Genomic DNA, 21,448 nt, shown 5'->3' with positions numbered 1-21,448 from the left:
TTCCTCCCGTAAATTAGAAATGCCTGGGCCTGTGCTCAAAATAGCGGGTTAGAGCGCCGGTCCCGTGGTGTTCCATGGCGATTCGTAAAGCTCGTAGAGCGCAACGGCCGCAGCGCCCTGCGCCCATAATTCGTCGCTCGCAACGTCGAAAACCAGCTCCGCGACACCGGCCAGCGAGGGCGGCACGGCGGCGTTGTAGCTGTCGCGAATGCTGGCGATGAAGGGTTCGCCGAGTTCGAGGCTGGAGCCGGTGATGATGACACGCGGCGGCGCAAACAGCGTGACGATATTGGCAAGCGTCAGGCCGAGCGCTGCGCCGGCGCGCGAAGCGGCCGCGATGAGGTCGTTGTCTTCCGCCGCAATCAATGCATGGGCATGCTGCATGCCGCGACCGAGCCGGATCGCCTCGGCAAAGCGCCCATCCGCCGGGCGGGAGCCTAAAATGGCGTTCTCGCCTGCCTGGCTCGCGAGCCGTACCGTGCCTTCAGTGGCAAGACCGATGACGAGGTCGCCGAGATTGTGGCTGAGGCCACCGGCACCGCGAAACAGCTGGTTTTGATGCAGCACGCCAAGCCCAAGCGTCTGTTCGAGCGAAATCAGCACCATGTCTTCGAGATCACGCGCGTGGCCGAACCAGTGATGGGCGAGCGTAATGGCGTGGGCATCGCTTTCGATGATGGTCGGCGAATTCAGCCGCGCCGTCATTTCCTCGGCGAAATTGACGTTCACCTCCCGCAGGATCGGGCTGCTGCGGATTTTACCGGTGCGATGTTCGATGACGCCGGGCAGGCCAAGACAGACCATGTCCACATCTTCGAGTGAAAGACCCGCATCGACCACACAGCGCCGTACTCCGTCTTCAACGAGATCGGCGATAACGCCGATCGGCTGGCGATCGACACGGATTGGAAGAGCGAGGGTGGAAAGGACATTCCCGCAAAAATCGGTGACGACGAAAACCATACGGTTGGCGGCTATCTTTGCCCCCACGACGCGAGCGGCATCCGGGTTCAGCTCCAGCATCACGCGCGGTCTTCCGCGTCCACCTTCCGTCCTGATGTCGCCGAGATGGCGGGTGAGAATCAGCCCATCATCCAGAAGAGAAGCGGTGATGGCGGAAACGGTCGTCGTGGAAAGCTGGGTGCGTTCGCTGATCTCCACCCTGGAAATCGGTCCATGCCGGCGGATGCTGTCGAGCACGCTCAGCCTGTTGATCGCGCGCATCAATTCTGGGTCTGCGGTCTTCATGGGGTCCTGCTGCGATCAATGCCGTTGCCTCCCGATTTATATCGGAATACGGATTAAATAACGGGGTGAGGGTGGGGTGTGTCAAGCGCCAAGCGCAAAAAATCGGCATTGTGCCTTGACAATGAGCGAACCCTGATATGAATTAATCCGCATCGGGGAATAAATGAGGATATCCCCAGGGAGGATCACCATCATGACGATTTGGCACGCAGGCGCAAGCCTGAGCGGCAAGCTCGTAAGCTTTGCCACAACGACAAGTATTGCTCTCATGCTCGGCGCAGCAAGCGCCTCGGCCGCGACGGTCGTAAAATGGATGCATGTGGAACTGGACCCGAAATCCGTGGCCGTCTGGGAGGAGATCGCCAAGGAATACGAGGCCAAGCACCCCGATGTCGACATCCAACTGCAGTTCCTCGAAAACGAGGCCTTCAAGGCGAAGTTGCCGACGCTGCTGCAATCCAACGACGTGCCCGACTTCTTTTATAGCTGGGGCGGCGGCGTCCTTGAGGAGCAGTCTAAGACTGGTGCGCTGAAGGATCTGACCGAGGTTTTCGATGCCGATGGCGGCAAACTGCGCCAGGCCTATAATGCGTCTGCAATCGACGGCCTGTCCTTTGACGGCAAGGTCTGGGCCGTGCCTTATCGTGTCAGCCTTGTCAGCTTCTTTTATAATAAGGAACTGTTCGCCAAGGCAGGTGTGAAGGCCGAGGATATCAAGACCTGGGCGGATTTCAGCGCAACCGTCAAGAAGATCAAGGACGCGGGCATCGTGCCGATTGCCGGCGGCGGCGGAGAAAAATGGCCGATCCATTTCTACTGGAGCTACCTCGTCATGCGCAATGGCGGGCAGGCCGTGTTTGATGCCGCCCGCAAGGGCGAAGGCGAAGGCTTCATGGACCCTGCCATCATCAAGGCGGGTGAGCAGCTGGCCGAGTTCGGCAAGCTTGAACCTTTCCAGCCCGGTTATCTCGGCTCCACCTGGCCGCAGGCGCTCGGCGTCTTTGGTGACGGCAAGGCTGCAATCATTCTCGGCTTCGACAATACCGAAGCGAACCAGCGCAAGAATGCCGGCGACGGTAAGGGTCTGGCCCCTGAAAACATCGGGCGCTTTGCCTTCCCGGTTGTCGAAGGCGGTGCCGGCAAGGCCACCGATACGCTGGGCGGCCTGAACGGTTGGGCGGTCACCAAGAATGCGTCCAAGGAAGCGATCGATTTCGCCACTTTCCTCACCAGCAAGGAAAGCGAAGAGAAGATGGCGACCGCCGGTATGATCCTGCCGGTCGCCACGGGTGCAGCCGGTGCGGTGAAGAACCCGCTGTTGGCGGATTCGGCCAAGCAGCTCGCCGCCTCCACCTGGCACCAGAACTTCTTCGATCAGACGCTCGGCGCCGCCGTCGGCCGCGTCGTCAATGATATTTCGGTCGAGATCGTATCCGGCCAGATGACCGCCGAAGAAGGTGCCCAGCAGATTCAGGACGCATTCGAGCTGCGCTGATCTGACGATTTCCATGGCAGCGCCGCGAATGTGCGGCGCTGCTTATCTGCCTCCATGAAAGCGGATAGAGATGACGGATATTTCCATGACTTCTGCGTCCATGCCGGCGCGTGGCGCGACAAAGGGTAGGCGCAAGCGGAGTTCAGTCGCGCATGATCGGGCGCTGACCCTATTGGTGTTCCTGCCGCCCGCGCTGCTACTCTTTACCCTGTTCGTCATCCTGCCCATGGGTGAGGCGGCGTGGTATAGTCTTTATCGCTGGAACGGTTACGGCACACCGACCGATTTTGTCGGTCTGAAGAATTTCCAGGTCCTGTTCGGCAATGCCGCCTTTTCACAGGCTTTGCTCAATAACGGCCTGATCATCCTCATCTCGATCCTGATCCAGATACCGCTCGCCATCTGGCTTGCCATGATGCTGGCGCATCGCATTCCCGGCGTCGTTGCCTTCCGGCTGGTGTTCTTTCTGCCTTACGTTCTGGCGGATGTTGCTGCGGGTCTGATCTGGCGCTTCGTTTATGATGGCGACTATGGCCTATTCGCCGCCATCTCCAATTTCTTCGGCTTCGCCAATCCTTACGTGCTGGCCGACAGAGATGTGGCGATCTATGCCGTGCTAGGCGTCATCGTGTGGAAATATTTCGGTTTCCACATGATGCTGTTCATCGCGGGCCTTCAATCCGTCGACAAGAATGTACTGGAAGCGGCCGAAATCGACGGCGCGTCCGGCTGGCAGAAATTCCGCTACGTCACGCTGCCGATGCTCGGCTCCACGGTTCGCCTTTCCGTCTTCTTTGCGGTCATCGGCTCGCTGCAACTGTTCGACATGATCATGCCGCTTACCGGCGGCGGTCCATCCAACTCCACGCAGACCATGGTCACCTTCCTCTACACTTACGGCGTCATGCGTATGCAGGTGGGCCTTGGCAGTGCGGTGGGCGTTGTTCTTTTCGTCATCTGCGTGACGCTCGCCTTCGGTTACAAAAGGATATTCATGCGCCATGACTGACACATCCACTTCCGTGCGCATGCCGCTGCAAACCAAGCTTTATCTCTATATCTCGCTGAGCCTGATCGCGGCCGTCGTGCTCATTCCGCTTCTGACGACGGCCCTTGGCGGCTTCAAGACGCTGGGAGACCTGCGCGTCAACCCGTTCGGTATCCCGGCCGAATGGCAATGGGCCAATTACGGCGATATCCTGCTTGGCAAACGCTATTGGCTGCAGATATTCAATTCGCTGGTCATCGCATTGCTGACGGTCTTTCTCACGCTGACCGTCTCAGCCATGGCCGCCTTTACCTTCGCGCATGTAAAATTCTTCGGCTCGTCCTTCCTGCTCAATTATTTCCTGCTGGGGCTGATGTTCCCGGCGGCCACGGCCATCCTGCCGCTGTTCATCCGCATTCGCGATTTGGGCCTTCTCGACACCTATTGGGGTGTGGTGCTGCCGCAGGTGGCTTTCGGCCTTGGCATGAGCATTCTTCTGTTCCGCAACTATTTCCGCAATTTGCCGGATGAGTTGTTTCAGGCAGCATTCGTGGATGGCTGCGGGTATCTGCGCTTCTTCTGGCACATTTCCGTGCCGCTATCGCGGCCGATCGTGGCGACCGTTGGCATCGTCTCTTTCGTCGGCAGCTGGAACAGCTACATCCTGCCGCTCATCATGCTGAATTCGGAATCGAAATATCCCTGGCCGCTCGGCATCATGGTGTATCGCGGCGAATTTGGCACGGAATGGCAGCTGGTTCTCGCCTTCATCACGCTGACGATCCTGCCGACAGTCATCGTCTTCTTCCTTGCACAGAAACACATCATCGCGGGCCTGACGGCCGGTGCCGTCAAATCGTGACATGAAAGGAGCAAAATATGGCTTCCGTCGAACTTAAGGATATCCGCAAGTCCTATGCCGCGCTCGATGTCATTCACGGCATCTCACTCGATATTGCCGATGGTGAATTCATCGCGCTGGTCGGCCCTTCGGGTTGTGGCAAGTCCACGCTGTTGCGCATGATCGCGGGGCTGGAGGAAATCACCAATGGGGAGATTCTCATCGGCGACAAGGTGGTCAATGGCATGACCCCGCGCGAGCGCAACATCGCGATGGTATTCCAGTCCTATGCGCTTTATCCGCATATGACAGTGGCTGAAAACATGGGCTTCAACCTGAAACTTGCCGGCCAGCCGAAAAGCGTAATTGAAGAGCGCGTTGCGGAGGCCGCCCGCATGCTCGATCTCGGCAAGCTTCTCGACCGTAAGCCCTCGCAGCTTTCCGGCGGCCAGCGCCAACGTGTCGCCATGGGGCGCGCCGTTGTGCGCAACCCGGCCGTCTTCCTGTTCGATGAGCCGCTTTCAAACCTCGATGCCAAGCTACGCGTGCAGATGCGCAGCGAAATCAAGGCGTTGCACCAAAAGGTCGGAACGACCTCGATTTATGTCACCCATGACCAGATCGAGGCGATGACTCTGGCCGACCGGGTGGTGGTGCTCAATCAGGGCCGTATCGAGCAGCAGGGTACGCCGCTCGAACTTTACAAGACCCCCGCCAATCTCTTTGTCGCCGCCTTCATTGGCTCGCCCGCGATGAACCTGATCGAGGGTGTGGTGGATGGCGAGGGCGACCAGCCTGCCGCCCGGCTGAAGGATGGGACGGCGATCCGCATCGCCGCTGACAGAAAGGTCAAGCGCGGCCAGTCGGTCACGATCGGGCTACGCCCGGAACATATCGGTTCGGCGATCGGCGGAGATATCTCGCTTACGGGCAGAACGGTACTTGTGGAGCCAACCGGCGCACAGACCCATGTGGTCTTCGAACTCGCAGGCGATCAGGTCACCGCAGTGGTGGATGGCGAGCAGCTGGTGAAGGTCAATACACCCTTTGCCGCCAGCGTTCATCATGAGCGGGTACATGTCTTCGACAGGGCGAGCGGGCTCGCGCTCTAAGCGCCCCCAATGTTTTGATGGAATGCTGAAATTCTCTTGCCCTTTCGCTTTTGGGGCTTGTCTGAAAATAACGAGCGGTTAGCTTGGCGCTTGGGATCGAAGCGGGTTACCGCGCAACTGTATCGATGCAGGAGGAGATTTTAATGAGAACGATCAAGGGACCGGCGCTTTTTCTCGGCCAGTTCGCAGGCGATGCCGCACCGTTCAACAGCTGGGACAGCATAACCAAATGGGCGGCTGAGAAAGGCTATATCGGCGTGCAGGTGCCGACCTGGGCAAGCCAGCTGATCGATCTCAAAAAGGCCGCGGAATCGAAGGATTATTGCGACGAGTTCGCCGGTGTCGCGCGCCAGAATGGCGTGGAAGTCACCGAGCTTTCCACTCACCTGCAAGGTCAGCTCGTCGCAGTTCACCCGGCTTATGACGAGGCCTTCGATGGTTTTGCCGCACCGGAAGTGCGCGGCAACCCCAAGGCGCGCCAGGAATGGGCGGTGGAGCAGGTAAAGTTTGCGCTGAAAGCCTCAAGAAATCTCGGCATCAAGGCACATGCGACATTCTCCGGCGCGCTTGCCTGGCCGTTCGTCTACCCGTGGCCGCAGCGCCCGGCTGGTCTGGTGGAAACGGCCTTCGACGAACTGGCGAAACGCTGGACCCCGATCCTCGATTATGCCGATGAACAGGGCGTAGATGTCTGCTACGAAATCCATCCCGGCGAAGATCTGCACGATGGCGTGACATTCGAGATGTTCCTGGAGCGCGTGAAGAACCACAAGCGCGCCAACATGCTCTACGACCCCTCGCATTACGTGCTGCAATGCCTCGATTATCTCGACAATATCGACATATATAAAGACCGTATCAAGATGTTCCACGTCAAGGATGCGGAGTTCAATCCAACCGGACGGCAGGGCGTCTATGGTGGTTATCAGGGCTGGGTCAACCGTGCCGGCCGGTTCCGCTCGCTCGGTGACGGGCAGGTTGATTTCGGTGCGGTCTTCTCCAAGATGGCGGCCAATGATTTTGACGGCTGGGCCGTGGTTGAGTGGGAATGCGCATTGAAACATCCTGAAGACGGCGCCCGCGAAGGGGCGGAATTCGTCAAGGCGCATATCATCCGCGTCACGGAAAAAGCCTTTGACGACTTCGCATCCAGCGGCACCGACGATGCGGCCAACCGCCGTATGCTTGGACTTTGAGAGCATTGCAGAGGAAACATTATGGCTATTGAAGGAAAGACAACCGACAAGGCGAACAAGCGGATTCGTCTTGGCATGGTGGGCGGTGGTTCGGGTGCCTTTATCGGTGGTGTTCACCGCATGGCAGCAAGGCTCGACAATCGTTTCGATCTCGTGGCAGGGGCCCTGTCCTCGACCCCGGAAAAATCCCTGGCTTCCGGCCGTGAGCTGGGGCTCGATCCCGAACGATGCTACGGCTCTTTCGAGGAAATGGCCGAAAAAGAAGCGCTGCGAGAGGATGGCATCGAGGCGGTGGCGATCGTCACCCCAAACCACGTCCATTATCCGGCCGCGAAGGCGTTTCTGGAGCGCGGCATCCATGTCATCTGCGACAAGCCGCTGACCTCCAATCTGGAAGACGCCAAAAAGCTGAAGGAAGTGGCCGACAAGGCGGACGCCCTGTTCATCCTGACGCATAACTACACTGGCTACCCCATGGTACGGCATGCGCGGGAACTGGTGGAATCGGGCGCTCTCGGCACGATCCGTCTGGTGCAGATGGAGTATCCGCAGGACTGGCTGGCGGAACCCATTGAGCAGACGGGCGCCAAGCAGGCCGTCTGGCGCACCGACCCGGCGCAATCGGGTGCGGGTGGTTCCACAGGCGATATCGGCACGCATGCCTATAATCTTGGATGCTTCATTTCCGGCCTGGAAGTCGACGAACTGGCGGCGGATGTGCACACCTTCGTCGAAGGCCGCCGGCTGGACGACAACGCGCATGTGATGCTGCGTTTCAAGGCGACGGATGGCAAGCAGGCGGCCAAGGGGCTGCTCTGGTGCAGCCAGGTTGCGGTCGGTCACGAAAACGGGCTGAAAGTTCGTGTGTATGGTGACAAAGCCGGCATCGAATGGACGCAGGCTGATCCGAACTATCTCTGGTTCACGAAGCTCGGCGAACCCAAGCAGTTGATCACCCGCGGCGGTGCAGGCGCCGGGGCTGCGGCGGCGCGCGTCACCCGCATTCCATCGGGCCACCCGGAAGGCTATCTCGAAGCGTTTGCCACCATCTATACTGAAGCGGCCCATGCCATTGAGGCCAGCCGCGACGGCTCGGCGCTGGACAAGGCGGTGATTTATCCGACCGTCGATGACGGGGTAAAAGGCGTCGCCTTCGTTACGGCCTGCGTCGAATCCGGAAAAAAGAACGGCGGCTGGGTGAAGCTGTAAGATTGGACACGACCCTGCCCGCGCATTTCTTCTCCCCGCCGGGGAGAAGAAACAAGCGGTACGGGCTCGCTCCTTCGTTATCGCCTGGTCTCAAGGCTCAAGACTATTGATAAGAGCTAGGAGACATCGACTGCACCCGTTGCGTTACGGGGCAACCGTCCTCGATCTTGGTCCAGGACGAAACGTTGAGCTTCATCTCGCAACGTGCGAGATAGGAGCCGCCATCGACCTTCAGGCAGGATGTCTGGCCGAGTTCGAACATGGCACCGCGATTTCGGCATTTGCAATTGTGGGCATCCGCCAAAGTCGGAATAAGGGCCATGATCAGGCCGAATATGAGTACTCCAGAACGCATGGCTGAAGCTCCAAAGGATATCGCGCTAGGTTACTCCTCTCCGAAGGCATAGTCAAAACGTCTTCCCTCCGAGAAGCCCGCGTCGGAAGGCCCATAATAGTCACTGCAAACTTCTCCGCTATTACCCGATCAGAATCGCCCTGATATCATTCACATTCGTCAGGGTCGGTCCCGTGACGACAAGGTCTCCTGCTGCATTGAAAGCGGTGTAGCTGTCGTGGCTCATGAGCGACTGGCGCGGATCGACACCGGCTTTGCGCATGCGGGCAAGCGTGTCCGGTGTCACCACCGCACCTGCCGCATCCTCCACGCCGTCTATGCCGTCGCTGTCGCCGGCAATGGCCCAGATGCCATCCGCACCCTTCAGCGTCAGCGCAAGGCTCAGCAAGAACTCCGTGTTGCGACCGCCCTTGCCTGCCGGTCCCTTGCCGCCAACGCCCCTGTTCAGCGTGACCGTGGTTTCGCCGCCGGAGAGCAGGACGGCCGGGCCTTTGACCGGAAGGCCCTTGCGGCTGGCGGAAAGCGCGATGCCGGCCATGACTGCGCCGACATCTTTTGACTCACCCTCCAGTGAATCTCCGAGGACGAGCGGCGTAAGCCCAAGTTTCACTGCCTCATCCGCTGCCGCCTGCAGGGCGAGCGAGGGGGCGGCGATGAGCCGGATATCTTCCGCGATATCGCCCGCCTTCGGGGTTTCCTCGCCTTTTTCCAGCACCTTGCGCACGTTTTCGGGAAGATCGAGCGCATAACGGGAGACGATTTCCCGCACGGTTTGAATGTCACTCGGATCGGCAACCGTTGGCCCGGAGGCGATCTCTGAGGGGTCGTCACCCGGAACGTCGGAAATCAGCAGTGAAACAACCTTGGCGGGTTTGGCGGCCAGCGCCAGCCGTCCGCCCTTGATGCGGGAGAGGTGTTTGCGCACCGCATTCATTTCGGAAATCGTCGCGCCGCTGGTAAGCAAGGCACGGTTGACAGCCATCTTGTCCTCAAGCGTCATGCCTTCGGCTGGCGCGACCATCAGTGCCGAACCGCCGCCGGAAATCAGTGCGATCACCATATCGTCGGCGGTGAGCCCTTCGACTGCGGCGAGAATGCGTTTTGCCGCTTCCGCGCTCTTCTCGTCGGGCACGGGATGGGAAGCCTCGATGATTTCGATATGCGCCGTCGGCACGGCATGTCCGTAACGCGTCACCACCACACCTGAGAGCTCCACATGTGGCCATGCCGCTTCAAGCGCTGCGGCCATGGCGGCGGAAGCCTTACCGGCGCCCACGACCACGCAACGCCCTTTGGGCGGGGAGGGGAGGTGGTGTTGCAGCACCTTTGCCGGATCGGCGCTGGCGACTGCGGCCATGAAAATGCGGTTGAGAGCGTCTCTTGCGGAGGTGTCGTTCCATGCGGTCATCAGGTCATGCTCCAAGCCAGAGGAAGCCGAGCGCAAACAATGCCGGCAATGCCTGAATGAACAGGATCTTCATATTGGCAGTGATCGCGCCGAAAATACCGGCGATCAGAACGCAAGTCAGGAAGAAAACCTTGAAGCTGAGCCCGTCATCGCCCTGTGTGAGCCCATAGATCAGCCCGGCTGCGAGAAAGCCGTTATAAAGCCCCTGATTGGCGGCAAGCACTTTTGTCTGCCGGGCGAAATCCGCCGAGAGACCAAAGGCTTTTCGGCCGGCCGGCTTTTCCCACAGCAGCATTTCCAGAATGACGATGTAGATATGAATCGCCGCAACCACGGCAATCAAGATGCTGGCGATCATCGGTGGTTCCTCCAAACCATGATGTCCGTTGCCTGCGGCTGTCGGGGGAAAACAGGCGGCGAGCGGACAATTCCGTTTTAACGATGGGGCAGAGCGCCGCAAGGCCAGAAATCCTCTCTTCCCGTGCAAACTGTTGAAGAGCGCCAACCTGTTGCTTGACTCTTTACCGAAATAGGAACAAAACAAGAACAATTAAGATGAATAACCGGAATTGAAACCTGTCATGCCATGCAAAAGCGCGCGGATCAGTTGCTCCTTGTCGAAGAGCTGCGTGAAAGGCTGGAAAGGATCGGTAACGGCGCTCCGCGCCTGCACGAAACTTTGCCTTTCGGCGTGGATGCCCTCGACCATCACCTGCCGGGAGGCGGGCTAAAGCTCGGCTGCCTGCATGAGGTGAGCGGCGGCGGCAATGGCGCTGTCGATGGCGCGGCGGCTGCCCTTTTTGCGGCCGGTGTGGCGGCAAGGCTTTCCGGCAAGGTTTTATGGTGCGTCACCCGACGGGATCTGTTCATGCCGGGGCTGACGCAGGCGGGCCTGTCGCAGAACCGGCTCATCATCGTTGAATGCCGCGATGAGAAAGGCGTGCTCGATTGTTTCGAGGAGGGCCTACGCTGCAATGGTTTCGGCGCGGTGATGGGCGAACTGGCGAAACTGCCGATGAACGCCTCGCGACGGCTGCAACTGGCGGCGGAAACATCAGGGGTAACCGGTATTGCCATCCGCCGTTTCAGGCGTCCGGCCGATGCGGCGCTGTTCGGCGAGCCGACCGCGTCCGTTACACGCTGGCGGATTTCCGTGCGGCCCTCTTCGCCTTTGCCGGTGCCGGGGGTGGGCAGGCCGCGCTGGTTTCTTGAACTCTTGCGATGTCGCGGCGGCGAAAGCGCCGAATTTGAAGTGGAAGCCTGTGATGCAAAGGGTCGTCTCGCTCTACCTGCCGACATGGCCGACGGATCGCTTCCGGCGTCTTTCGGGGCAGAACGCGCCGCCGGTTGAAACGCCGCTGGTCATGATTGGCCGCCAGGGCAGCCGCCGGCTGGTGCTGGCGCTCGACAAGGCGGCAAAGGCGGCGGGTATCCGTCCCGGCACGCCGGTCAGCAAGGCGCAGGCGCTGGTGCCGGGTCTTCTCGTGGAAGATCTGGACTCGGCTGGTGACGCCCGCGCCCTTGAGCAATTGGCCTTTCATTTTTTACGCATCTACGCCCCCATTGTCGCTGCCGACCCGCCGGACGGGCTGGTGCTGGACACAGCGGGTGCTGACCATCTGCACGGCAATGAGACGCTGATGCTGAGCGGCATGGTCAACCGCCTGCATGCCGCAGGCTTTGCCGCCCGCGCCGCCATTGCCGATAGCTGGGGGGCGGCTCATGCGCTGGCACGTTTCAGCCGTGAGGAAATCAGCATCATACCGCCGGGTAGCCAGAGAGCGGCGATCAGCGGCCTGCCGCTTTCTGCGCTGAGGCTGGAGGAGCGTATCGTTTCCGGGCTGAAAGTGCTCGGCTTCCGCAGCATCGGTGAGCTTGCCGAAGCCCCGCGCGCGCCGCTGACCCTGCGTTTCGGCCCCGAGCTTGTCCGCCGTCTCTCCCAGGCTTTCGGAGAGATCGGCGAACCCATCGAACCGGTGCGGGTGGCCGAGCTGGTGGAGGTGCGGCGCGCCTTTCCCGAACCCATCGCAGCAGCGGAGACGATTGCCCGTTATACGCAGAAGCTCGTTGTTGACCTTTGCGCCGCGCTGGAAAAGCGCGGTCTTGGTGCTCGCCGGGTCGATCTGGTGCTGCACAGGGTCGATAGTGGTCTGCAGGCCATAAGGGCGGGCACATCAAGACCGGTGCGCGATGTCAAACAGCTGGTCCGGCTTTTGACCGACCGGATCGACACCATCGATCCCGGCTTCGGCATCGAGATGATGGTGCTGACCGCCACCCATGCCGAACCGCTTCTCGCCGCACAGGCTCGATCCTCGCTTCTGGAGGAGGGGCGTGCGGACATCGCCGATACGGTCGATATCATCCTCAATCGTGGCCACAGGGTCTATCGTTACGCGGCGGTGGCGAGCGATGTGCCGGAACGCTCCCTTACCCCCGTTGCGGCGCTTGCGCCAGAAGATAGGCTCGGCTGGCCTGGCCACTGGCCGCGTCCGGTCCGGCTTTTTGCAAGGCCGGAACCCATCGAAACGCTGGCGCTGCTGCCGGACCATCCGCCGCGTTATTTCCTCTGGAAGGGCGTGCGCCACAATGTGCGGCGCGCCGACGGGCCGGAGCGGGTGTTCGGTGAATGGTGGAAACGCGACCGGGAAAAGGCCGCCGTGCGCGATTATTTCACGGTGGAAAATGAAAGCGGCGAGCGCTTCTGGATTTTCCGCTCCGGTGATGGCGAACATGCGGAAACGGGCTCTCAGGGCTGGTTCATCCATGGGGTCTTCGCATGAGCGCGACCCGTTATGCCGAACTTCAGGTGACCACGCATTTTTCCTTCCTGCGCGGTGCAAGCTCCTGCGATGAACTGTTCGAACAGGCCAAAAACCTCGGCATCGAGGCGCTCGGTATCGTGGATCGCAACAGCCTTGCGGGCATTCCCCGCGCTTACGAAGCCGCCAATAATCATGGCGTCCGCCTCGTCATCGGCTGCCGGCTCGATCTGGATGACGATATTTCCGTGCTTGCCTATCCCATGGATCGCCAGGCCTACGGCCGTCTTTGCCGGGTGCTTTCCGTTGGCAAAAAAAGAGGCGGCAAGGGCAAATGCCGGCTGACATGGGACGATCTCGTCACCTATGGCGAAGGACTGATCGTCGTGCTGCTCGCCGATCTGGCCGACGATCTCTGCGCGCTTCGCCTGCGCCGGCTCAAGGCTGCTTTTTTCGACCGCGCCTATATGGCGCTCAGTCTCAGAAGGCGGCCCAACGACCAGATGCGGCTTTTCGAACTGTCGAACATGGCGCTAGCCGCAGGGGTGCCGACCGTGGTGACCAATGACGTGCTGTTTCATGTGCCCGAGCGCCGCATGCTGCAGGATGTCGTCACCTGTATCCGGCACAATTGCACCATCGATGAGGCGGGGTTCCGCCGCGAGCGCCATGCCGACCGTTATATGAAACCGCCGGAAGAGATGCACCGGCTGTTCGCCCGTTACCCCGAGGCGCTCTCCCGCAGCCTTGAAATTGCGAAACGCTGCAAATTTTCGCTGAAAGAACTGGTCTACCAATATCCCGAAGAGCGTAGCCTGCCGGGGCTGACGGCGCAGCAGGCGCTGGAAAAGATGGTGTGGGAGGCGGCGCCGGGGCGGTATCCGGATGGTTTGCCGGATAAGGTGGAAAAGGCTTTGCATCACGAACTTGGCCTGATCGGCAGGCTGGAATATGCTCCCTATTTCCTGACGGTGAATGCTATCGTTCGCCATGCACGCTCGCTGGATATTCTCTGTCAGGGACGCGGCTCGGCCGCCAATTCGGTGGTGTGTTACGTGCTTGGCATTACCGCCATCGATCCCGTCAAGGTCGATCTCCTGTTCGAACGTTTCGTTTCCGAGGAGCGACGCGAACCGCCGGATATCGATGTGGATTTCGAACATCAGCGGCGCGAGGAGGTCATCCAGTGGGTCTATGATACCTATGGTCGCGACAAGGCCGCGCTGTGCTCGGTCGTCACCCGTTATCGCGGCCGCGGGGCGTTGCGCGATGTCGGCAAGGTTCTGGGGCTGCCCGAAGATTTGACGAAGCTGCTATCCTCACAGGTCTGGCGCTGGAGCGAAGGGGTGGATGAGAAGCAGCTCAAGGAGCTGAACCTCAATATGGAGGACCGCCGCCTGAAGCTTGCATTCGAGCTTGCCAACCAGCTTGTTGGTACGCCGCGCCACCATAGCCAGCATCCGGGCGGCTTTGTTCTGACCCATGACCGGTTGGACGAGTTGGTGCCGATCGAACCTGCTGCCATGGACAAACGGCAGATCATCGAATGGGACAAGGACGATGTCGATATCATGAGGTTCATGAAAATGGACTGTCTGGCGCTCGGCATGCTCTCCTGCATGAAGCGCGGCTTCAACATGCTGGAAGAACGTACCGGTGATAAGTACGATCTCGCTACCGTGCCGCAGGATGACGATCCCACCTATGAGATGATCCAGAAGGCCGATACGCTTGGTACCTTCCAGATCGAAAGCCGGGCGCAGATGTCGATGCTACCGCGGTTGAAGCCGAAGATATTTTACGATCTCGTCATACAGGTCGCGATTGTTCGCCCCGGCCCCATTCAGGGCGATATGGTGCATCCTTATCTGCGCCGCCGTGATGGGAAAGAGAAAGAGCATTACCCTAAAGAGGAATTGAGAGGGGTACTCGGCAAGACGCTCGGTGTGCCGCTGTTTCAGGAACAGGCCATGCGTGTCGCAATCGAATGCGCCGGTTTTTCACCCGGCAAGGCGGATCAGTTGCGCCGCGCCATGGCAACCTTCAAGAATGTCGGTACCATCTCCAAATTCAGGCAGGATCTGATCGATGGCATGGTGGAGCGCGGTTATGAGAAAGAATTCGCCGAACGCATCTTCAAACAGCTCGAAGGTTTCGGCAGCTACGGTTTCCCTGAAAGCCATGCGGCTTCCTTCGCGCTGATCGCCTATGCCTCCTCATGGCTGAAATGCCATTATCCAGATATTTTCTGTACGGCGCTTCTCAATTCGCAGCCCATGGGTTTTTACGCCCCGGCGCAGATCGTGCGAGATGCGCGTGATCATGGCGTGGAGGTGCGCCCAGTCTGCGTCAATAACAGCCGCTTCGATTGCACGCTGGAGCCGACGGGCAAACGAGATGTAAATGGCAAGGAGCGTTATGCCGTGCGGCTCGGCATGCGTCTGGTGAAGGGGCTTGCCAACAAGCACGCTGCCGATATCGTCGCCGCCCGGCAGGACCGGCCTTTTGCCTCGGTGGACGATCTCTGGCGAAGGGCGGGCGTTCCGACCGCCGCCCTGGTCTGCCTAGCGGAGGCCGATGCCTTTCTGCCGTCGCTTTCGCTTGCCAGACGCGAGGCGCTCTGGGCCATCAAGGCTCTGAGGGATGAGCCGCTGCCGCTTTTTGCTGCTGCTGCCATCAGGGAAAATGCCGTTATCGAGGAGCTTCAGGAGCCCTCCGTTGCGCTTCGGCCCATGACTGACGGTGGCGAGGTGGTGCAGGATTACGGCCATGTGGGGCTGACCCTGCGCGAGCATCCCATGACCTTCCTGCGCCGCGATCTTTCCCGCCGCCGCATAGTAACCTGCGCGGAGGCGGCGCGTGTGCGGGATGGCACATGGCTGGAAACGGCGGGGCTAGTGCTGGTGCGCCAGCGTCCCGGCTCGGCAAAGGGTGTGATTTTCATGACGCTGGAGGATGAGACGGGCATCGCCAATGCCGTCCTTTGGGTCAAGACCTTCGAAAAATACCGGCGCGTGGTGCTGTCGGCCGGCATGGTCGGCATTTACGGCAAGATCCAGCGGGAAGGCGAGGTGGTGCATCTGGTCGCCCACCGGCTGACCGATCTGTCGCAGGCGCTGGCCAGTGTGGGCGAGCGCAACCGCGCCTTTCCCCTGCCGCATGGGCGTGGCGACGAGTTCCACCATGGCACGCCGCCGGAGGATCATCGCGCGTTCCGCAAACGTCCCCAACCTGTCTTGGAGAATGATGACACGGTCGAGCGGATAAAGGTCATTTCACGCAATTTCCACTGAGAAGCTTTTAAGCCGCATCTTCCAACCCGGCCGCATCTTTCCTGCGAAACTGGCTCGGTGGCGCACCGAGCACCCGTTTGAAGGCCCGGCTGAAGGAGGCTTCGGAATCGTAACCGAGCTTTTCTGCCGCCACCGTCACGCGCATGCCTTCGCGCAGCCAGAGCCGTGCCTGATGCATGCGTACGCGCACCACATAACGCGCCGGGCTTTCGCCCACTATGCGGGTGAAGCGTTCCGCGAAACTGGAACGGGATGCACCCATAAGCGAGGCGAGTTCTTCCACGCTCCAGTCTTTTTCTGGGTTGAGATGAATGGCGGCCAGTACCCGGCCGAGTTCGGGATTGCGCACGGCGGCGAGCCAGCCGCTGGAATCGCCGCAGCCATGTTCCACCCATGTGCGGATCAGGGTTGCGGTCAGCACATCGGCAAGCCTTGCCAGAATACCGCCTGCGCCGACGCGGTTCAGCTCCACCTCGCGCGCCATGGCGTCCAAGAGATGGGGAATTGCCGGGTCGCTTTTGGCCAGATCGCTGGTCAGCATCACATCCGGCATCAGCTGCAACAGCGGGTGCAGATTATCCATATTGAACCGCATCGAGGCGGTAAAGGCCACGGTATCGCCGCCCGCGCTGGCGCATTCCATATCAAAAATGCCCTGGCAAACTTCCTTTTTGCCAAACCTGTCAAAGGAAGAGGGCGTCACATTCTCGCCGCTGGCAAGCACATGGGCGTGACCCCTCGGCAGAAGCACGGCATCGCCGCATTTGAGCGTCTGCCATTCGCCGGAAGGCTTCTGCAGTTTCGCCTGACCGACGCCGATGAAATGAAACCGTGCAGCGTCCTGTTCGGGAAAAGCCGTCGCCCAGGGTGTTGCCATGCGGCAACGGCCGTATTCCACACCGTCCAGTCTCAGGCCACGCAGCATCTCGGTCAGGGCATCATTCATGGCAGCTCTCAAAATTCGGACGATCGGTTAAGGAATTTTGATTTTATGGCATGAAAACGCCTGGATGTCACGTGCTGCGTGAAGAGCGGCCTGCGAAGCGGGCCACTGTGGTTCCGTGCCGGAGGGAGCTCTAAACCGTCTTGATCGCGTTCTGCGTGCGGTCCTTGCCGACCTCGATCACGTGACGCATAGCCTTTACCGCCGCATCCGCGTCACGCGCCGCAATTGCATGCACGATGCGCAGATGGTTGGAGGCGATTTCGGCGATGGTGCCCGTCGAAGCGGCTGGCGACGACAGCTGGAAGGAGATGGCCAGCGCGGCTTCAATCAGGCCGCTTGCCGAGCGCATGAAGGGATTGCCGGACATATGCGCCACGGCAAGGTGGAATTCGAGATCGACTTTGGCGATGCTTTCGGGCGTATGTTTCGGATTGTCGAATTTGGCGGCGATGACATAGAGGGACACGATGTCGTCATTGGAGGCCTGCAGGGCCGCTGCGGCTGCCGCCGCCGGTTCCAGCGCCAGGCGGATTTCCGCCAGATGCTTGACGAATTCCTGGTCTATGCCGGCCTCGCAGCGCCAGCCCAGTACATCCGGATCGAAGAAGTTCCAGCTCGAACGGTCGAGAACGCGGGTGCCGACCTTCGCTTTGGGCTCCACCAGTCGCTTCGCCGCCAGCGTCTTCATCGTCTCGCGCAGCACGGTTCGAGAGACGCCGAAGCGCATGGAAAGCTCCGCGTCGTTGGGCAGCAGGGAGCCTTCCGCAATTCTGCCCGAAACGATGGCGCTGCCGAGTTCGGAAACCACATGGGCGTGGCTGTTCCGGCGTTTTCGCCCGCTAATCGTCGTTTCGAGCAGCCCCAAGCAAGCCTCCCTTGGCAATTATGCCGGATGCGGTCCGGCCAGTCTCCTGTTTGAATACCAGATGATTGCGCGCTGCAACACGATGAAGATGAAAAGCAGCACACCGATGACGATTTTCGTCCACCAGGAAGAAAGCGTTCCGTCAAAAACGATGTAGGTCTGGATCAGCCCCTGTATCAGAAGGCCGATGAAGGTTCCTGCCACCAACCCCGTGCCGCCGGTCAAAAGCGTGCCGCCAATGACGACGGCGGCGATGGCGTCGAGTTCCACCCCCACCGTCGCCAGCGAATAACCCGACGAGGTGTAGAGCGTGTAGACGATGCCGGCGAGGCCGGAGAGGAAACCGGAAAGCGCATAGATGCCGATGGTCGTCGCCCCGATCGGCACGCCCATCAGCTCTGCCGATTGCGGGTTGCCGCCAAGCGCGTAGACATTGGCGCCGAAGCGGGTGCGGCTGGCGATCAACATGCCCGCCGCAAAAACGAGGAGCATCAGCATGGCCAGTGCCGTCAGCCTGCCGCCGCCGGGAAAGCGATAATAAAAGCCCTGTATCGCATCGATGAAGGGATGCGAGATCGGCACAGACTGGGTGGAGATGAGGTAAGCCGCGCCACGCGCCAAAAACATGCCGGCCAGCGTCACCACGAAAGGCGGGATCGACAGGAAGCGGATCATCGCCCCCATCAGGCAACCGAACAGCGTCGAGACCGCCAGCACGATGGCGAAGGCGAGCAGCGGATGGATATTATAGGTGCCGACCATCACGGCTACGAAGACGCTGGTAAAGGCGATGACCGAGCCGATGGAGAGATCGATGCCGCCCGACAGGATGACGAAGGTCATGCCGACGGCCGCGATGCCGAGAAAGGCGTTGTCTGTCAGAAGATTACCTATCACCCGTGTCGAGAACATCGCCGGATATTGCAGCACGCAGAGGAAATAGGCGACCACGAAGATCGTCAGCGTGGTGAGGAAGGGCAGGTTGCGGCTGTGGATCATCGCGCGGTTCCTTCCTTGGTCATGCCATCGGCGGCGGCCGGTTTAGCGTTTGGCTTGGGTGGTCTGACGAAGCCCAGCACCGTGATGATTGCCGGCGATTGCAGCGTCAGCACGACCATGATGATGCCGGCCTTGATGATGAGGTTGAATTCCGGCGGAAAGCCCGAGACGAGGATGCCGGTATTGATGGTCTGGATGATGAGCGCGCCGATCAACGAGGCGGTAATGGAGAAGCGCCCGCCATTCAGAGAGCCGCCGCCGATGACCACCGCCAATATGGCGTCCAGCTCCAGCCACAGACCGGCATTGTTCGCATCCGCGCCGCGAATATCTGCGGTCACGATCATGCCGGCGATGGCCGCGCAGAGGCCGGAAACGGCATAGACGAAGAACAAGAGGAAGCGCGCCTGAACTCCGGCAAGAGCTGCGGCGCGGCGATTGATGCCGGTCGCCTCGATCAGGAAACCAAGCGCGCTCTTGCGCACCAGAAGGCCGATCAACAGCGCCGCCGCCACCCAGACGATGACGGGCAGCGGGATGCCTGCGAACGAGCCGGAGCCGATGGCGGCGAAGCTGTCATTGTTGAAGGTGAGAATGACGCCTTCGGTGATGAGCTGGGCGATGCCGCGTCCCGCCACCATCAGGATCAGGGTGGCAATAATCGGCTGAATATCAAGAAGGGCGACCAGCACGCCGTTCCACAGGCCGCAGGCAATGCCCACCGCAAGTGAGATGACGATGACCGAGGGAATGGAATGGCCATTGCTGATCAGCGTGGCTGCAACCGCGCCGCAGATGGCGATGACCGCGCCGATGGAAAGATCGATGCCCTTGGTGGCTATGACCAGCGTCATGCCGATGGTCAGCAGAGCCACGGGAGCGGCGCGCACGAGAATATCCACCAGACTGCCATAGAGTCGGCCGTTCTGGAACGAAACATGCAGGAAACCCGGAGAAATGATTGTAATCGCTGCCAGAATGATGAAGAGCGCGGCAAGCTGCGGAGCAAGTCGTTTGAAGCGTCGTGTCATTGCTGCCATCATGCCGCCTCCGTTTTCGCCGCATCGGCAATCGCTCGCATGATGTTGTCGGCGGTCAATTCGCCGCCCTTCAATTCGCTGACATGGCGGCGGTCGGACAATACGACGACACGATGGGCGACGGCGGTCAGTTCTTCCAGTTCGGAGGAGATGACGACGAGCGACATGCCCTCGCTGCAGAGTTTTTCGATCATTTTCAGGATTTCCGCATGCGCACCGATATCGATGCCGCGTGTCGGCTCATCGAGGATCAGAAGCCGGGGATGGGTGGCGAGCCAGCGCGCCAGAATAGCCTTCTGCTGATTGCCGCCGGACAGGAATTTGATCGGCCGTTCGGGGTCGGCCGGACGGATATCGAGCGATTTGATGAAGCTTTCGGCAAGTTCCGCTTTTTGCCGGCGGGAGAGCGGCCGTGCCCAGCCCTGCCGGGCCTGCAGCGCCAGCGCAATATTATCGGTGACGGAAAAGTCGCCGATGATGCCGTCTGTCTTTCGTTCTTCCGGACAGAAGCCGAATCCGGCCGCTATCGCGGCCTCGGGCGACGAAATCGCTACCGGTTTTCCGTCTATCGTCGCGTTGCCGGTATCGGGACGATCAATGCCGAACAGCAGAAACGCGGTTTCCGTTCGGCCGGAGCCAAGGAGACCGGCGACGCCAACGATCTCGCCTGGGCGGATGCCGAGATCGAAAGGGGCGATGCTGCCGCGTTTGCCGTAACCTTCGAAACGGATCGGTGGTTCACCCTCGATAACGGTATCGTCCGCCGCCTGATGTTCCTGGGTGATGTGCTGCATTTCGCGGCCCAGCATCATAGCAATGAGTTCGGATCGCGGCAGACTGCCGATATCGCGCGTGCCGACGAGGCGACCATTGCGCAGAACCGTGACGCGGTCGGCAATATCATAGACCTGATTGAGGAAATGGGTGATGATGATGATGCCGATGCCGCGCGCGCGCAGGTTTCTCAGCACCCCGAACAGCATTTCGACCTCGTGGGCGTCGAGGCTGGCAGTCGGCTCGTCCAGCACCAGTACCTTGCCGGAAAGATCGACGGCGCGGGCGATAGCAATGATCTGGCGGATGGCGACGGAATAGCTGGAGAGCAGGGCGTTGACGTCGATGGCAAGACCATATTGCGTCAGCAGCGCCTGTGATTGCTTCTGCATTGAGGCCCGGTCGATCATGCCGAAGCGGTGGGGCTGGCGGCCAAGAAAGAGATTTTCCGCAACCGTCAGGTTTTCGAGAAGGTTCACTTCCTGGTAGACGGTGCCGATGCCGAGCGCCTGCGCCTCGCCGACATTGGCGGGCGCAATTTCTGCGCCCTCCAGAAAGATCGAGCCGCTGTCGCGGTGATAAACGCCGGTCAGGATTTTGATGAGCGTCGACTTGCCCGCGCCGTTTTCGCCGAGAAGCGCATGGATTTCACCGCGTCCGAGCGAAAAATCAACGCTATCAAGCGCTGTTATCCCGAGAAAGGATTTGCCGATGGCGCGTGCTTCCAGAAGTGGTGCCGTTTCGGACATAGAGCAGTTTCCGTATTGCAATGGGTCTCGCCACGAGGGCGCAGAATGATCACATAAAGCGAGCGGTGGCCGCTCGTTTCTTCTCCCCGCCGGGGAGAAGGTGGCCCGAAGGGTCGGATGAGGGGGAAACATTGCCGGATTTCGGAGAGCTTGCCCCCTCATCCCGCT

At 60.2% G+C, this 21,448-nt stretch carries 18 protein-coding genes; 9 read left to right on the top strand and 9 right to left on the bottom strand.

Going from position 1 to position 21,448, the window contains the following annotated elements:
- Nucleotides 1–48: 48 nt before the first annotated feature.
- Nucleotides 49–1,248: an ROK family transcriptional regulator gene (locus PL597_RS07640; protein WP_137411679.1), complete on the bottom strand. Its 1,200-nt coding sequence runs from the start codon at nt 1,246–1,248 to the stop codon at nt 49–51.
- Nucleotides 1,249–1,441: 193 nt separating this feature from the next.
- Here PL597_RS07640 and PL597_RS07635 point away from each other — a divergent pair, with 193 nt between their 5' ends.
- The 6 genes from PL597_RS07635 (at nt 1,442) to PL597_RS07610 (ending at nt 8,089) form a co-directional block, all read left to right on the top strand.
- Nucleotides 1,442–2,743, top strand: coding sequence for an extracellular solute-binding protein (locus PL597_RS07635; protein ID WP_137411680.1), 1,302 nt, complete (start codon nt 1,442–1,444; stop codon nt 2,741–2,743).
- Nucleotides 2,744–2,813: 70 nt separating this feature from the next.
- A complete protein-coding gene (locus PL597_RS07630) occupies nt 2,814–3,752 on the top strand; it encodes a carbohydrate ABC transporter permease (protein WP_269824127.1) in 939 nt (312 codons plus the stop codon).
- Nucleotides 3,745–4,593 (top strand): carbohydrate ABC transporter permease, encoded by an 849-nt coding sequence (locus PL597_RS07625; protein WP_077984279.1) that lies wholly within the window; start codon nt 3,745–3,747, stop codon nt 4,591–4,593. The genes PL597_RS07630 and PL597_RS07625 overlap by 8 nt, the downstream gene beginning before the upstream one ends.
- A 17-nt stretch (nt 4,594–4,610) precedes the next feature.
- Complete coding sequence (locus PL597_RS07620; RefSeq protein ID WP_271364880.1) at nt 4,611–5,684, top strand: ABC transporter ATP-binding protein; 1,074 nt, start codon at nt 4,611–4,613, stop codon at nt 5,682–5,684.
- A 143-nt stretch (nt 5,685–5,827) separates the two neighbouring features.
- The gene (locus tag PL597_RS07615) at nt 5,828–6,880 is read left to right on the top strand and encodes a sugar phosphate isomerase/epimerase family protein (RefSeq protein ID WP_077984277.1); all 1,053 of its coding nucleotides are present in this window, start codon (nt 5,828–5,830) and stop codon (nt 6,878–6,880) included.
- Nucleotides 6,881–6,901: 21 nt separating this feature from the next.
- A complete protein-coding gene (locus PL597_RS07610; RefSeq protein ID WP_137411684.1) occupies nt 6,902–8,089 on the top strand; it encodes a Gfo/Idh/MocA family protein in 1,188 nt (395 codons plus the stop codon).
- A 103-nt stretch (nt 8,090–8,192) separates the two neighbouring features.
- On the opposite strand, the gene PL597_RS07605 is transcribed toward PL597_RS07610, so the two are convergent.
- The 3 genes from PL597_RS07605 to PL597_RS07595 form a co-directional block, all read right to left on the bottom strand.
- Nucleotides 8,193–8,444 (bottom strand): hypothetical protein, encoded by a 252-nt coding sequence (locus PL597_RS07605; RefSeq protein WP_142911861.1) that lies wholly within the window; start codon nt 8,442–8,444, stop codon nt 8,193–8,195.
- A 121-nt stretch (nt 8,445–8,565) separates the two neighbouring features.
- Nucleotides 8,566–9,852: a glycerate kinase type-2 family protein gene (locus PL597_RS07600; protein ID WP_271364879.1), complete on the bottom strand. Its 1,287-nt coding sequence runs from the start codon at nt 9,850–9,852 to the stop codon at nt 8,566–8,568.
- A gap of 4 nt (nt 9,853–9,856) precedes the next feature.
- Nucleotides 9,857–10,210, bottom strand: coding sequence for a DUF1304 domain-containing protein (locus PL597_RS07595; protein ID WP_077984274.1), 354 nt, complete (start codon nt 10,208–10,210; stop codon nt 9,857–9,859).
- Nucleotides 10,211–10,438: 228 nt separating this feature from the next.
- Between PL597_RS07595 and PL597_RS07590 the strand changes: the two genes are divergently transcribed.
- The 3 genes from PL597_RS07590 to PL597_RS07580 are packed head-to-tail and all read left to right on the top strand — an operon-like array spanning nt 10,439 to nt 15,907.
- On the top strand, nt 10,439–11,203 hold the full coding sequence (locus PL597_RS07590; RefSeq protein ID WP_142911859.1) for an ImuA family protein: 765 nt from the start codon (nt 10,439–10,441) through the stop codon (nt 11,201–11,203).
- Nucleotides 11,118–12,635 (top strand): Y-family DNA polymerase, encoded by a 1,518-nt coding sequence (locus tag PL597_RS07585; protein WP_271364878.1) that lies wholly within the window; start codon nt 11,118–11,120, stop codon nt 12,633–12,635. The genes PL597_RS07590 and PL597_RS07585 overlap by 86 nt, the downstream gene beginning before the upstream one ends.
- Nucleotides 12,632–15,907, top strand: coding sequence for an error-prone DNA polymerase (locus PL597_RS07580; RefSeq protein WP_137411687.1), 3,276 nt, complete (start codon nt 12,632–12,634; stop codon nt 15,905–15,907). The genes PL597_RS07585 and PL597_RS07580 overlap by 4 nt, the downstream gene beginning before the upstream one ends.
- A 7-nt stretch (nt 15,908–15,914) precedes the next feature.
- Here the strand turns inward: PL597_RS07580 and PL597_RS07575 are convergent, their stop codons facing one another.
- The 5 genes from PL597_RS07575 to PL597_RS07555 all read right to left on the bottom strand — a co-directional run bounded on the left by PL597_RS07575 (nt 15,915) and on the right by PL597_RS07555 (nt 21,280).
- Entirely contained in the window at nt 15,915–16,853 is a 939-nt protein-coding gene (locus PL597_RS07575) for an AraC family transcriptional regulator (protein WP_269824120.1), read from the bottom strand.
- Nucleotides 16,854–16,983: 130 nt separating this feature from the next.
- Complete coding sequence (locus tag PL597_RS07570; RefSeq protein ID WP_077984270.1) at nt 16,984–17,718, bottom strand: FadR/GntR family transcriptional regulator; 735 nt, start codon at nt 17,716–17,718, stop codon at nt 16,984–16,986.
- Between the two features lie 18 nt (nt 17,719–17,736).
- A complete protein-coding gene (gene yjfF, locus PL597_RS07565; protein WP_077984269.1) occupies nt 17,737–18,717 on the bottom strand; it encodes a galactofuranose ABC transporter, permease protein YjfF in 981 nt (326 codons plus the stop codon).
- A complete protein-coding gene (locus PL597_RS07560) occupies nt 18,714–19,760 on the bottom strand; it encodes an ABC transporter permease (protein WP_137411689.1) in 1,047 nt (348 codons plus the stop codon). Before PL597_RS07560 ends, yjfF begins: the two co-directional genes overlap by 4 nt.
- Nucleotides 19,757–21,280, bottom strand: coding sequence for a sugar ABC transporter ATP-binding protein (locus PL597_RS07555; protein WP_271364877.1), 1,524 nt, complete (start codon nt 21,278–21,280; stop codon nt 19,757–19,759). The genes PL597_RS07560 and PL597_RS07555 overlap by 4 nt, the downstream gene beginning before the upstream one ends.
- Nucleotides 21,281–21,448: the final 168 nt, after the last annotated feature.

This window comes from Agrobacterium sp. ST15.13.013 (assembly GCF_027956525.1).
GTDB lineage: Bacteria > Pseudomonadota > Alphaproteobacteria > Rhizobiales > Rhizobiaceae > Agrobacterium > Agrobacterium salinitolerans.
This window is presented reverse-complemented; position numbering and strand designations above follow the sequence as displayed.

Excerpts from the sequence above, each read along its gene's own strand:
- PL597_RS07640 (WP_137411679.1), bottom strand. The coding sequence starts at position 1,248 with ATGAAGACCGCAGACCCAGAATTGATGCGCGCGATCAACAGGCTGAGC.
- PL597_RS07585 (WP_271364878.1), top strand. The coding sequence starts at position 11,118 with ATGCAAAGGGTCGTCTCGCTCTACCTGCCGACATGGCCGACGGATCGC.
- yjfF (WP_077984269.1), bottom strand. The coding sequence starts at position 18,717 with ATGATCCACAGCCGCAACCTGCCCTTCCTCACCACGCTGACGATCTTC.
- PL597_RS07615 (WP_077984277.1), top strand. The coding sequence starts at position 5,828 with ATGAGAACGATCAAGGGACCGGCGCTTTTTCTCGGCCAGTTCGCAGGC.
- PL597_RS07600 (WP_271364879.1), bottom strand. The coding sequence starts at position 9,852 with ATGACCGCATGGAACGACACCTCCGCAAGAGACGCTCTCAACCGCATT.
- PL597_RS07575 (WP_269824120.1), bottom strand. The coding sequence starts at position 16,853 with ATGAATGATGCCCTGACCGAGATGCTGCGTGGCCTGAGACTGGACGGT.
- PL597_RS07580 (WP_137411687.1), top strand. The coding sequence starts at position 12,632 with ATGAGCGCGACCCGTTATGCCGAACTTCAGGTGACCACGCATTTTTCC.
- PL597_RS07555 (WP_271364877.1), bottom strand. The coding sequence starts at position 21,280 with ATGTCCGAAACGGCACCACTTCTGGAAGCACGCGCCATCGGCAAATCC.
- PL597_RS07630 (WP_269824127.1), top strand. The coding sequence starts at position 2,814 with ATGACGGATATTTCCATGACTTCTGCGTCCATGCCGGCGCGTGGCGCG.
- PL597_RS07625 (WP_077984279.1), top strand. The coding sequence starts at position 3,745 with ATGACTGACACATCCACTTCCGTGCGCATGCCGCTGCAAACCAAGCTT.
- PL597_RS07560 (WP_137411689.1), bottom strand. The coding sequence starts at position 19,760 with ATGATGGCAGCAATGACACGACGCTTCAAACGACTTGCTCCGCAGCTT.
- PL597_RS07595 (WP_077984274.1), bottom strand. The coding sequence starts at position 10,210 with ATGATCGCCAGCATCTTGATTGCCGTGGTTGCGGCGATTCATATCTAC.
- PL597_RS07620 (WP_271364880.1), top strand. The coding sequence starts at position 4,611 with ATGGCTTCCGTCGAACTTAAGGATATCCGCAAGTCCTATGCCGCGCTC.
- PL597_RS07590 (WP_142911859.1), top strand. The coding sequence starts at position 10,439 with ATGCAAAAGCGCGCGGATCAGTTGCTCCTTGTCGAAGAGCTGCGTGAA.
- PL597_RS07610 (WP_137411684.1), top strand. The coding sequence starts at position 6,902 with ATGGCTATTGAAGGAAAGACAACCGACAAGGCGAACAAGCGGATTCGT.
- PL597_RS07635 (WP_137411680.1), top strand. The coding sequence starts at position 1,442 with ATGACGATTTGGCACGCAGGCGCAAGCCTGAGCGGCAAGCTCGTAAGC.
- PL597_RS07605 (WP_142911861.1), bottom strand. The coding sequence starts at position 8,444 with ATGCGTTCTGGAGTACTCATATTCGGCCTGATCATGGCCCTTATTCCG.